Here is a 12,831-nt window from a genome sequence, read left to right as displayed (position 1 = left end):
TTGTATGAAATCAAAACATAGTTTTAAACGGTCATTATTTGACAAGCGATACGATTTTTTGCGCGCCGTCGGCCATCGAGTCGGCCGCAACGATGTTTAAGCCGGATTCGTTCAACATTTTTTTGCCGAGGTCTACGTTCGTGCCTTCCAGACGAACAACGAGCGGACGATCCAGACCCAGTTCTTTGGCTGCCGCGATTACGCCGTCAGCGATAATGTCGCAACGCATAATGCCGCCGAAGATGTTGACGAAAATGCCTTTAACCTGCTTGTCGGACAAAATGATTTTGAACGCTTCGGTTACTTTCTCTTTCGTTGCGCCGCCCCCTACGTCGAGGAAGTTCGCAGGATCGCCGCCATAATATTTGATAATGTCCATCGTCGCCATCGCAAGACCCGCGCCGTTAACCATGCAACCGATGTTGCCGTCAAGCGCGATGTAGCTGAGGTCGAATTTGGACGCTTCGATTTCTTTGGCATCTTCTTCATCCAGATCGCGCAGCGCTTGAATGTCTTTGTGGCGGAACAGCGCGTTGGAATCGAAGTTCAATTTGGCGTCAAGCGCCATAACTTGTCCGTCGCCGGTAACGACAAGCGGATTAATTTCGGCGATGGAGCAGTCTTTTTCAACGAACGCCGTGTACAGCGCAAGCATGAATTGTACCGCTTTGCCAACAAGCTCAGCCGGAATGTTGATCGCATAAGCAAGCTTGCGAGCTTGGTATGCTTGCATGCCTACAGCTGGATCAATCGTTTCTTTGATGATTTTCTCAGGAGAATGCTCGGCAACTTCTTCGATTTCGGTGCCCCCTTCTTCGGAAGCCATCATCGTAACGCGGCCCGTAGCGCGATCCAATACGACGCCTACATAATATTCTTTTTTAATATCGCAGCCTTGCTCGATCAGCAGGCGCTTAACTTCTTTGCCTTCAGGACCCGTTTGATGCGTGACGAGCACTTTGCCGAGAATTTCCGTCGCATAAGCGCGGACTTCGTCCAAGTTTTTCGCCACTTTAACGCCGCCGGCTTTACCGCGTCCGCCAGCATGAATTTGCGCTTTGACAACGACAACCGATGTGCCGAGCTCCTTCGCCGCTTCAACCGCTTCTTCCGGTGTAAAAGCAACTTTTCCTTGCGGAACGGCGACACCATATTGCCGCAGGACTTCTTTCCCTTGATACTCATGGATATTCATCCCTGAATCCTCCTTAAAGTTTTTCGAGAACAATGCCTAGTTTTGAAGAAACGCCGCAGGACAAGCGTTCCCGTTCATGACAGCGCGCGCAAATCGGCGGTTCCAAGCATAAGACGCAAAGTCTTACTATTGAACGTAACCGCTCGGACACCACCCGAACAGATGGGGTATGCGCATTTGAAAAACGCTGTTTTTGTACAAACCTTTTCTATTGTATCACTTTTTTTGAGCCGTTTCCTTATCATTTTCATAAAATATCCATTGTTTTTCGATACTTTTCGCGCATAAGTATCATCTCTTTTTGCGATAAGAAAGCGTTTAAAGGCCGGATCTGATCCAAATAAAAGGAGCTGCCGCATAAAATCATGGGATTCAATATAAGCGAAACAAATAACGGCGCACTTCTTCCCTTGAAAGAAATGCGCCTGTTTTCAACGCCTATGGGCTAATATGCCGAATGCGTCGGCGTCATGACGCGAGGCTCGCGTTCCGCTTGTTTGATAAACCTTTGCTCGTTGCCCGTGAAATAACAAACCATGCATTGAATGTTCGGCTCGCCTTCGTTGATTGGCTGCATATCAGCGACTTCCGAGATCGCTCCCGTCATCGCGTCTTTGATGAATCGCTGGGAAGCGGCAGTGATGACGCTGAATTTGACCCGGTTGGAACGGCAGTTTGGGCAAAAATACGGTTTTTCCTCCATGTTATCACCTCTGCCTGTATTATCCCCAATTGACACTGATTTAATATCGGACTACAATGAAAACAACTTATTTCAAAATCCACGATAAACGGATCATAAGGAAGCACCTTTATCCGAATTTGCTGTTGTTTCTGCCCTGTCGGCTGAACTGCATCACATTCCCGGAACGAGGTGCTTATTTGTTATGTACGGAAAATTATACAGCGCGTGCGTCCACGGCGTTGACGGACAATTGATCGAAGTCGAAATCGATATCGTAAACGGCCTGCCGCAGATGGCCATCGTCGGCTTGCCGGATTCGGCCATTCGCGAATCGATGGAACGGGTACGGGCCGCCATTAAAAATTGCGGATTCGCGTTTCCGATGGAACGGATCACCGTCAACCTGGCGCCAGCAGACCTGCGCAAGGAAGGCTCATCCTTCGATCTCGCGATCGCGGTCGGAATATTGACGACAAGCGGACAAGCGGCGATCCCCGGATTGGAGGATACGCTCGTCATTGGGGAACTGGCTTTAAACGGACAGCTGCGACCCGTTCCGGGCGTACTCTCCATGGTACATCATGCGCTTCAGCTAGGCTTCAAGAGAGTACTGCTGCCAAAAGAAAATGGAGCTGAAGCGGCTTTAATCGATGGGATCGACGTATATGCAGCTGCGCATCTCAATGAAATTTGCATGAAGGAACCATCATACAAAGACACCGGCACGATTATTAATGGCATAAATTTTCTACCCCATAAAATAGACGACAAACCGGAAACGGAACGACCTCCTTCACAGCCAATCGAGGATTACGCCGATGTCGTCGGACAGCATCAAGCCAAACGAGCTCTACTGATTGCTGCGGCCGGGATGCACAATATTATGCTGATCGGTCCTCCCGGCACCGGCAAAACGATGCTGATCCGCCGCCTTCCTACCATTCTTCCGCCGCTCACCGACAGCGAAGCGCTCGAAGTGACCAAAATTTACAGCGTGTCAGGCAAGCTGGACGGAAAAACCGCTCTGATTCGCAACCGCCCGTTTCGCAGTCCGCATCATACGATCTCGGCAGGCGGACTTATCGGCGGGGGCACAATTCCGAAGCCAGGTGAAATCAGCCTTGCTCACAAAGGCATATTATTTCTCGACGAGCTGCCCGAATTTTCCCGGACGGTGCTGGAGGTGCTGCGTCAGCCGCTCGAGGAGCGCAGCGTAACGATCGGCCGGGCCAGGGCGGTTCTTCGTTTTCCTTCTGACGTGATGCTGGCTTGTTCGATGAACCCCTGTCCTTGCGGATATTTCGGAGGCGAAACGGAAGCGAATCGCTGCACTTGCAGCTCGTCGAGAATCTCGCATTACCGAGGGAAAATATCGGGCCCGCTGCTCGATCGGATCGACCTCCACGTGGAAGTGCCCCGAGCCAATCAATATACGGAAGGGCAAGCCGGCTTGTCCTCCTCCGATATGCGCGCCGCCGTTGGTGCTGCTCAGCGTCTTCAAGCGGAGCGTTACAGGAAAGACGGAATACGCTACAATCATGAGCTGTCCGGCAAGCTGCTGCGCAAATATTGCATCTTGGAGCCGGAGGCGGACCAATTGCTGAAAATGTCCTATGAAGCGCTCGGACTCAGCTTTCGCGCACATGACCGTATATTGAAGCTCGCACGGACGATTGCCGATCTGGAAACGAGCGAGCGCATCTTGACCGAACATTTGGCTGAAGCTATCCAATACCGAAATTTGGATCGAAAGTTCGTGCTATAATAGACGAAAGAGGTGATCCAAGATATGGGAAAAAAGCTGGCGCTGCATTTCATCATCGCATGTATGGCGCTCGTCGGCTGCGATGTGTTCGAGAAGCCCAAAGCTTCAACGGGACCCGTTAACGAGAGTACCGACATGCCTTACCGGCAGGAAATCTTCGCGAAGGATCTCAATGTGCCTTGGGCTATCGATTTCGCCAAGGACGGGCGCGCATTTCTGACGGAACGTCCGGGCACGATCCGCGTCATGATCAAGGGCCAATTGTTGAAAGAACCCGTACTGTCATTAGAAGCTCCCTTCGCCGGCCAGGGCGAGGGAGGATTGCTTGGACTGGCGCTGGATCCGCACTTCGCAGGCAATCATTACATCTACGTATATCATACTTATGAAGAGAACGGCGAAATGAAAAACCGCGTCCTCCGCCTCGTCGAGCACAATAATAAAGCGAAGATCGATAAGGTGTTGATTGACAACATTCCAGGAAGCACGAACCACAATGGAGGAAGAATCAAGTTTGGTCCCGACGGGTATCTGTACATTACGGCCGGCGACAAATACGAGCCTCCGCTCGCTCAATCGAAGGATAGTATCGGCGGCAAAATATTGCGAATCCGAACCGACGGCTCCATTCCGGATGATAACCCGTTTCCCGGCTCGCCTATATATAGCCTCGGACACCGCAACCCGCAAGGTCTTGCTTGGCAGCCCGGATCGGGCAAGCTGTTTTCCTCCGAGCACGGCCAATCGGCGCATGATGAGTTCAACGTCATCGAAGCGGGGGCTAACTATGGCTGGCCGGCTATCGAGGGAGACGAGACGGCGGACGGCATGAAGCCGCCGTTAGCTCAGAGCGGCGAAACGACATGGGCGCCTTCAGGCATCGCTTTCGTCACGCAAGGGCCATGGAAAGGCAATTTACTCATGGCGAACTTGCGCGGCTCCCAAGTACTTCGGTTCGTTATCGGCGAGCAAAACGGACAACCTCGCGTTTCCAAAGTCATTCCGATGTTTGCAGGACAGTTCGGTCGCATCCGCGATGTCTATGAGGGACCGGACGGTTCGATCTACGTGATGACCAATAACCGCGATGGACGCGGCAAGCCTCGTCTGCATGACGATCAGATCATTCGTCTTGTGCCGACAGGCGCGGAACGCTAAAAACGATGTCCACATACGCAGAGTCAAACAAAACAAAAAGGCAACCAAGCGATCAGCATCGGCGGTTGCCTTTCGTTTCCTATCAACTCTCGTTAATGCCCACAACAACCCCAACCGCCGCTAGATGCTTCGGATCCTGGTAGATCAACCTTCAACTCGTCACGCGAAACGTCCCTGTCCCGATTGTCGCGATTTTCCCTTCCGCATCCCACACTGTGCCCGTCGTGGTCAGCATTTTGCGCGACTGGTGCAAGACCTCCGCCGTCACGCGAAGCTTGCCTTCGTATAACGTCGACACATAATGAATATTAAGATTCGTCGTTACCGTTTTGTCATTAGGCCGAACCAGCATTACGGCTATGCCCATCGCATTGTCCAGCAGGGAGGCCAACACACCTCCGTGCACGAGGCCGATCGGATTCAAATGTCGTTTCCCTGCATCCAAACTAATCTCCACTTTGCCCTGTTCCAGCTTCTCCAGCTTGCAGCCGAGATAACCCCAAAAAGTGCTCTCCGCCATCTCGGCTCTTCGCATAATGAGCTCCATCGCTTCGGCATCATCCAAATCTTCCTTCTGCCATTGCCTCTGACCATGCTGTTCCAGGTCTCCATGCTTGCCAACCGCTTGCCTCTGCAACAATTCATTCGTTTCCCGCTCGCTCATACGTCATGCTCCTGTACCTGGTTATAGTCATTTCGGATCCTGCCACTTGGCCAGCTCTTCCTCCATCAGCTTCCGGCGGAGCACCTTCCCGACGATCGTTTTGGGCAGCGTATCGCGGAATTCATACAAACGCGGCACTTTGAACGCCGCAAGACGTTCCCGGCACCAGACGTCAAGCTGCTGTTCGGACAATTGCGTGTCTTCCTTCAGGACAATGAACGCCTTCACCGTTTCCCCGCGATATTCGTCGGGTACGCCGGCGACGGTCGCTTCCTTTACGCCGGGATGCTCGAACAGCACTTCCTCCACCTCGCGCGGATACACTTTGAAGCCGCTGGCATTGATCAGATCTTTTTTCCGATCGACAATCGTAAAATAACCGTCTTCATCCATCGAGCCCATATCGCCGGTATAGAGCCATCCATTTTTCAGCGCAGCCGCCGTATCGTCAGGCCGGTTCCAATAGCCCTGCATCACCTGCGGCCCTTTCACGACAAGTTCGCCGATTTCGCCGATCGGCAGCTCCTCTCCCGTCTCGGAGTCTACGATTTTGGCATCCGTATCCGGAAACGGGATGCCGATCGTGCCGATTTTTCGTTTGCCCCATACGTTGTTTGCGTGCGTGACCGGAGATGCTTCCGTCAAGCCGTATCCTTCCACGAGCCTTCCGCCGGACAACTCCTCGAAACGGTCCTGTACATCCACCGGGAGCGCCGCCGAGCCGCTAATGCACGCTTTGATCGAAGACAAGTCGTACCGTTTAAGATCGGGATGATGAATCAAACCGATATACATCGTTGGGGCGCCGGGAAAAATCGTCGGTTTCATCCGGTCGATCGTCTTCAAAATCAAACCGACGTCAAATTTCGGAATGAGCAGCAGCATGCCGGCCATAACCATCGCTTGGTTAAGCAATACTGTCAAGCCGAACACATGGAAACACGGCAATGCCGCGAGCAGCCGTTCCTTGCCCATCTCCGCCCGGTAAAACCAGTGCACCGTCTGCAGCGTATTGGCGACAAGATTGGAATGCGTCAGCATAACGCCTTTGGCAACGCCGGTCGTACCGCCCGTATACTGTAGGACAGCCAAGTCTTTTTCCGGATTCAACTCGACATGAACCGGTTCGTCGGAAGCGATGCTAAGCAGGCCGGTGAACGAATGTACCCCGGGACCATATACGACGTTCAAATTTAATCCGTCTTTTTTCGCTTTGATCGGATACAAAATATTTTTCGGAAATGGAAGCGCATCCTTAATCGAAGTGATGATGACATGTTGAAGATGCGTATCCCGCTTCACTTTGGCGATCCGGGTGCTGAGCAAATCCAGTCCGACAATGGCTACCGCGCCGCTGTCGATGAGCTGATGCTTTAACTCGCCTTCCATATACAGCGGATTCGTCATCACCACAACCCCGCCGAGCAGCAACGTGCCCAAATAAGCGATCACGAGCTGCGGGCAGTTGGGAAGCATGATGGCGACGCGGTCGCCTTTTTTGACCCCTAACGTACGAAGCGCATTGGAAAATCGGTATACCGAAGAGAGCAGCCTGCCATAGGTTGTCGTTTTGCCCATAAAATAAATCGCCGGCCGTTCCGGGAAACGTTGTGCAGCGTCAAGAAAAAACTGGGCGACATTTTGTTTCGGATATTCGCTCGTCGGGGCCACTTCCGGCGGGTAATGCGCAAGCCATGGCTTTTCGGTACGCATATTCGAATCTCCTTTTCAGGAAGACGCTGACTATACGCAATATTTTTCGGCGGCTATGACGCGTGCGGCAATTTGTCGTTTGATCGATACGATATCCACTGGTTGAACTCGGGTCAGCTTCTTCAGAATAGACAGCTGAGTGCGAAGCACGTCGCCGGTTTCCATCGCGGAAAGAACGGACTTCGCTTTCGCCTCCACCTTATCGAACGATTCATGCACGAACACCTGGGTCATGCCGACGGCATGGCGCGACTTGTCTTCGCCTTGCGAGGCCAACAGCTTGTGCGTACGAAGGAGCGTGCTTTCCATCGCATAAACGGAAATCATCAAATCGGCCATATCCGCAAGCACTTCCTGCTCTTTCTCAATATTCGTTCCATACTTCTGAACCGCTAGTCCTCCCGCGAACAAAAAGATCGTTTTGGCCATCTTCAGCAGATGGGCTTCTTGTTCCAGCACGCCATCGAACGTTTGCCCCGGCACAAGCGAGAGCAGCTCGTTTTGAAGTGCCTGCGCTTTTTGGAAAAGAGCAAGGTCGCCCTTCAGCGCTTTTTTGAGCAACGTACCCGGGATAAGCAAGCGGTTGATCTCATTCGTCCCTTCAAAAATACGGTTGATCCGGTTATCGCGATAAATCCGCTCAATCTTGTATTCGCGAATGAAGCCGTAACCGCCATGGATTTGCACACCCTCGTCAGCCACGAAATCAAGCGCCTCTGTCCCGAACACCTTGTTGATCGAGCACTCGATCGCATATTCGGCAATGCCTTTGGCGGAAACTTTGCCCGCATCGGGACTGGAGTGATCAAGGCCGCTTAAGATACGGTCGATCAACCCTGCCGTCCGGTATACCATGCTTTCCAGCGCATAAGTTACGATGTTCATCTCGGCCAGCTTTTTGCCGATGAGCGGGAATGTTGAGATACGCTGCCCGAATTGGGTCCGTGCATTAGCGTATGCGGCTGCCAGCTCGATCGATTCCTTCGCGCCGCCGACGCAACCCGCTCCAAGCTTAAACCGCCCGATATTCAAAATATTAAAAGCGATCAAATGGCCCTTGCCGACTTCGCCCAGCAAGTTATCTGCCGGTATGGAGGCATCTTCGAAGAAAATCGGGCAAGTCGACGAACCTTTAATGCCCATCTTCTTCTCTTCCGGACCAATCGTGAAGCCCGGCGTTTCCCGATCCACGATAAACGCGCTGAAATGCTGGCCGTCCACCTTCGCGTACACGATGAACACGTCCGCAAAGCCCGCGTTCGTAATAAACTGCTTGGAGCCGTTCAGGATATACCGGCTGCCGTCGTCCGACAGCCGCGCCGTCGTCCTTGCGCCGAGCGCGTCCGATCCTGACGTCGGCTCGGTCAAGCAATACGCGGCGATTTTCTCCCCGGTCGCAAGCTCGGGCAAATATTTGCGCTTCTGCTCCGGCGTGCCGAAAAACACGATCGGCAGCGTCCCGATGCCAACGTGCGCTCCGATGGAAAGGGCGAGCGACGAAGCTTTCGCGAGCGTCTCGCCGATCAGCGTGGAGCTGATCTTGTCGAGGCCGAGCCCGCCGAAATCCTCCGGCACGTCCGGACCGAGCAAGCCGAGCTCGCCGGCTTTGCGCATCAGCTTAACGGTCAGCTCGTAATTCAGCGCCTCCACTTCCTCGTCATGGGGCAAAACTTCTTTCTCGACATATTCGCGGGTCGTGTCCGCGATCATTCGCTGCTCCTCGGTAAAATCCTCAGGTGTCATCACGTCGCGGAAGTCCGCCTCGTCAAGGATGAAGCTGCCGCCGACGATATTTTGGTTCGACATTAGGTACCCTCCTAAAAAGACAAACTATAACCGCGCACATTCCCAACATTATGGAACTCACGCAGCAGATAAATTTCAAAACCCCGACTCTTCCGAAAATAACGGGAAAAGATGCGGTTAATTTTATGCTAGCTTTCGAGCCTAAGCGTTACGCGAATACTTCGATGACCCCGGCTGCGCCCATGCCTCCGCCGATGCACATCGATACGATGCCCATCCCGCCGCCGCGGCGCTTCAGTTCATGAATCAGGCTTGTCGTCAGCTTGGCGCCGGTCGCTCCAAGCGGATGCCCTAGCGCAATCGCGCCGCCGTTTACGTTCACTTTGCTTTCGTCCAGTTCCAAATGACGAATGACCTGCACGCATTGCGCCGCGAACGCTTCATTGATCTCGAACAAATCAATTTGCTCCTTCGTCAAACCGGCCTGATTCAGCGCTTTCGGAATTGCCTCGATTGGGCCGAGGCCCATCACCTCAGGCTCGATGCCAGCCACGGCAAAAGCGCGGAAAGCGGCAAGCGGCTTCAGCCCCAGCGAGTCGGCTTTCGCGCGGCTCATGACGACGACGGCCGCCGCTCCGTCGCTGATCGGGGACGAGTTGCCCGCAGTGACGGTGCCGCCCCTCGAGAAGGAAGGCTTCAACTTCGCCAGCGCTTCCATCGTCGTATCGGGACGGACGCATTCGTCCGTGTCGAATACGAACGGCTTGCTCCAGTGCTTGCCGGTTTCGTCTACGCCGATTGTGTTCCCTGCGACGGCTACGATTTCGTCTTTGAACTTCCCGGCTTGAATAGCCGCGGCGGCTTTGCGGTGGCTTTCCAACGCAAACCGGTCCTGATCCTCCCGGCTAACGCCATATCGGGCAGCGACCGTTTCCGCCGTATGCCCCATGCTCATGTATACCTGCGGCGTCTCCGCGATAATGCCGGGGTGCGGCGCCGGTTTGAAGCCGCCCATCGGCACATGGCTCATGCTCTCGACGCCGCCGGCGATGACGACGTCCGCATGGCCGAGCATAACGCGCTCAGCGGCGAAGGCGATCGCCTGCAGCCCGGAGGCGCAGAATCGATTGACCGTCAGCGCGGGCACGGATGCGGGAAATCCGGCATACAGCGATAGGATTCGGGCGACGTTTAACCCCTGCTCGCCCTCCGGCATTGCACAGCCGATGATGCAATCCTCCACGTCGGCGGCGGTTATCCCGGGTACGCGTTCGACAGCCGCTTGAAGTACCGCGCGTCCCAGATCCTCGGCGCGGGTTTGCGTCAGCGCGCCTTTTTTCCCGCGCCCGACTGCCGTTCGCACCGCCGAAACGATGACAGCTTCTTGCATCGTCCTCACCTCTTTCCTCTTTCCTCTTTCCTCTTTCCTCTTTCCTCTTTCCTCTTCCTTATTCCGTCAATTTCTGAGCGGCTTCCCTTTGAACAGCATATATTGCATCCGTTCCTGCGTTTTCCGCTCGCCGCACAAGCTTAGAAACGCTTCACGCTCCAAATCGAGCAAATATTGTCCGGTTACGTAGGTTCCCGCAGGGACATCGCCGCCCGCCAGCACGTGCGCCAGCTTGTTTGCGATCAAGGCGTCGTGATCGCTGATGTAGCCGCCCTGCCGCATCGTATACACGCCGAGCTGCATTACCGCTTTGCCGTCGCGACCTGCGACGCGGATCGGCGACTCCGGTTCGGGCGTATAACCTGCCGCATCCATGCCCAGCACCGCCTGCTTTGCTTCAAAGATCCGATGGTCGTGATTCATGGCGACGGAATCGGCGTCCCGCATATACCCAAGCGTCCTCGTATCGTGGCCGCTCGTCGACACTTTGCCCATTGCGATCGTTTCGAACATTTTGTTCAGCTTCGGCTGCAAATCCGTTTCCGCGTCAGGCGCGGAAAGGCTCAAACGCTCCGCAACCGCTTTGCAGCCCCCGCCGGCCGGGATGAGACCCACACCCGTCTCGACAAGGCCGAAATAAGTTTCAGCCGAGAAGCAGATGCGGTCGGCAGGCAAGCAGACTTCGACGCCTCCGCCAAGCGTCATGCGATGCGGAGCCGCAACGACCGGTTTATCCAGTCTGCGAAGCTGCATCATGGTGTTCTGGAACAACCGGATAATGCTGTCGACCTCATCCCACGACTCGTCTTGCGCCTCCATGAGCAGCAGCATCAGATTGGCGCCGACGCAGAAGTTTTTGCCGTCATTCGCGATGACAAGGCCCCTCCAATTGCGGCGAACCTCCTCGACGCTCTGCTGGATCATCGTCAGAATGTCAGCGCCGATCGCGTTGTTCGGCGAATGAAACTCCAGACACGCCACTCCGTCGCCGATATCGATCAGGCTTGCACCCGAGTTGGAGCGGATCGTCCGGTTCCGCTCCTTCAACGCCGCAAGCGATATCCATTCCGGCGGAGCCTCCATTGCCTTGAACGCATTGCGCCAATAATGAAACGTATGGCCGTCCTCCTGCCGGTAAAAACGGTCATGGCCTGCCGCAATCCATTCTTTTACCCAAGCCGGGACCGTCAGCTCATCCCGCTCGAGGCGCTCGACCGTTGCTTGCAAGCCTAGCGCATCCCATGTCTCGAACGGGCCGAGCTCCCAATTGAAGCCCCATTTCATCGCATTGTCGATATCGGCGATGGAATCGGCGATTTCGCCGACCATTTCCGCGGCATATACAAGCGTGTGCTTGAGCGTATCCCAAGCGATCCCGGAGTAACGATCCGGCGTACCCAGCAGAGCTTGCAGCTTCGCGCGCGCTCCTCCTTTGGCTGCCTTTGCCGCCTCGAGCGACGACGAAGTGACTTTCCGGGTAGGTTCGTATTCCATCGTCGCGGCGTTCAGCGCCAAAATTTGTTTTGAATCGCCGCTTTTCACTTTTTTGTAGAATCCTTGGCCTTGCTTCTCCCCGATCCACCCTCGCGCGACAAGCTCCTGCATCAAGGCCGGTACGGTGAACACCGCTTTCTCCTTCTCATCCCGGATATTGTCGTGCACATTGTGCGTGACATGGACGAACGTATCCAATCCAACAAGATCGAGCGTACGGAACGTCGCGCTTTTGGGCCTGCCCATCGCGGGTCCGGTTACCGCGTCGATCTCGTCGACCGTGTAGCCTTTCTCCGCCATCTCGCGCAGTGTGACCAGCAAGCCGTACGTACCGATCCGGTTCGCGATAAAGTTGGGCGTATCCTTGGCAACCACGACGCCTTTGCCGAGCCTCTTGTCGCAGAAACGCGCCATGTAGTTTACGATTTCCGGCGAAGTGTTAGGTCCGGGTATGAGCTCGAGCAGCTTCATATATCGCGGCGGATTGAAAAAATGCGTCCCAAGCGTATGCCGCTGCAGCTCTAAGCCGCAGTCTTCCGTCATAGCTGCAATCGAAATGCCCGACGTATTCGAGCTCACGATCGTTCCCGGTTTCCATACGCGTTCGATGTTCGCGAATATTTGCTTTTTCACGTCCAGCCTTTCGGTCACCGCTTCGATGATCCAATCGACCTTCGTAAGTTCATGCCAATGGTCGATAACATTACCCGGCTTGATCCGAGCGGCAAATGACTCGCTGTACAACGGCGCCGGATTCGACGTCTTCAGCCGCTCAACTGCGGCTGACGCAAGCCGGTTGCGCACCTTCGGATGCTCGAGCCCAAGCCCTGCAGTCGATTCCTGCGGCAGCGGCGCCTCCGGCACGACATCGAGCAGCAGACAGGAGATGCCCGCATTCGCAAGGTGCGCCGCAATGCCGGCGCCCATCACGCCCGAGCCGATGACTGCTGCGCTTCGTATCGTTCGATCCATTCGTGTCCCTCCTTTATCGAATTCATGACCGCAATACGCCTCTACACCT

Annotated in this window: 9 protein-coding genes; 2 read left to right on the top strand and 7 right to left on the bottom strand. The window is 54.6% G+C overall.

All coding sequences use genetic code 11. The features are described from left to right. Nucleotides 1–34: 34 nt before the first annotated feature. Together sucC and AC0LWM_RS21455 are read right to left on the bottom strand one after the other, a co-directional pair. On the bottom strand, nt 35–1,195 hold the full coding sequence (gene sucC, locus AC0LWM_RS21460; RefSeq protein WP_474677038.1) for an ADP-forming succinate--CoA ligase subunit beta: 1,161 nt from the start codon (nt 1,193–1,195) through the stop codon (nt 35–37). A gap of 445 nt (nt 1,196–1,640) precedes the next feature. Then, the gene (locus AC0LWM_RS21455) at nt 1,641–1,898 is read right to left on the bottom strand and encodes a hypothetical protein (RefSeq protein WP_474677037.1); all 258 of its coding nucleotides are present in this window, start codon (nt 1,896–1,898) and stop codon (nt 1,641–1,643) included. Nucleotides 1,899–2,082: 184 nt separating this feature from the next. On the opposite strand from AC0LWM_RS21455, the gene AC0LWM_RS21450 reads away from it, so the two are divergent. Both AC0LWM_RS21450 and AC0LWM_RS21445 read left to right on the top strand, forming a co-directional pair. Further along, nucleotides 2,083–3,645, top strand: a complete 1,563-nt coding sequence (locus tag AC0LWM_RS21450) for a YifB family Mg chelatase-like AAA ATPase (RefSeq protein ID WP_474677036.1) — start codon at nt 2,083–2,085, stop codon at nt 3,643–3,645. 24 nt (nt 3,646–3,669) lie between these two features. Continuing rightward, nucleotides 3,670–4,803 (top strand): PQQ-dependent sugar dehydrogenase, encoded by a 1,134-nt coding sequence (locus AC0LWM_RS21445; protein ID WP_474677035.1) that lies wholly within the window; start codon nt 3,670–3,672, stop codon nt 4,801–4,803. Nucleotides 4,804–4,954: 151 nt separating this feature from the next. On the opposite strand, the gene AC0LWM_RS21440 is transcribed toward AC0LWM_RS21445, so the two are convergent. The 5 genes from AC0LWM_RS21440 to AC0LWM_RS21420 all read right to left on the bottom strand — a co-directional run bounded on the left by AC0LWM_RS21440 (nt 4,955) and on the right by AC0LWM_RS21420 (nt 12,782). After that, entirely contained in the window at nt 4,955–5,467 is a 513-nt protein-coding gene (locus AC0LWM_RS21440; protein WP_474677034.1) for a PaaI family thioesterase, read from the bottom strand. A gap of 27 nt (nt 5,468–5,494) precedes the next feature. Further along, on the bottom strand, nt 5,495–7,180 hold the full coding sequence (locus AC0LWM_RS21435; protein WP_474677033.1) for an AMP-binding protein: 1,686 nt from the start codon (nt 7,178–7,180) through the stop codon (nt 5,495–5,497). A gap of 30 nt (nt 7,181–7,210) precedes the next feature. Continuing rightward, nucleotides 7,211–8,986, bottom strand: coding sequence for an acyl-CoA dehydrogenase family protein (locus tag AC0LWM_RS21430; RefSeq protein WP_474677032.1), 1,776 nt, complete (start codon nt 8,984–8,986; stop codon nt 7,211–7,213). A 148-nt stretch (nt 8,987–9,134) separates the two neighbouring features. Further along, on the bottom strand, nt 9,135–10,316 hold the full coding sequence (locus AC0LWM_RS21425) for a thiolase family protein (RefSeq protein ID WP_474677031.1): 1,182 nt from the start codon (nt 10,314–10,316) through the stop codon (nt 9,135–9,137). Nucleotides 10,317–10,382: 66 nt separating this feature from the next. After that, on the bottom strand, nt 10,383–12,782 hold the full coding sequence (locus AC0LWM_RS21420; protein WP_474677030.1) for a 3-hydroxyacyl-CoA dehydrogenase/enoyl-CoA hydratase family protein: 2,400 nt from the start codon (nt 12,780–12,782) through the stop codon (nt 10,383–10,385). Nucleotides 12,783–12,831: the final 49 nt, after the last annotated feature.

Source organism: Paenibacillus sp. sgz302148 (genome assembly GCF_056120465.1).
This window is presented reverse-complemented; position numbering and strand designations above follow the sequence as displayed.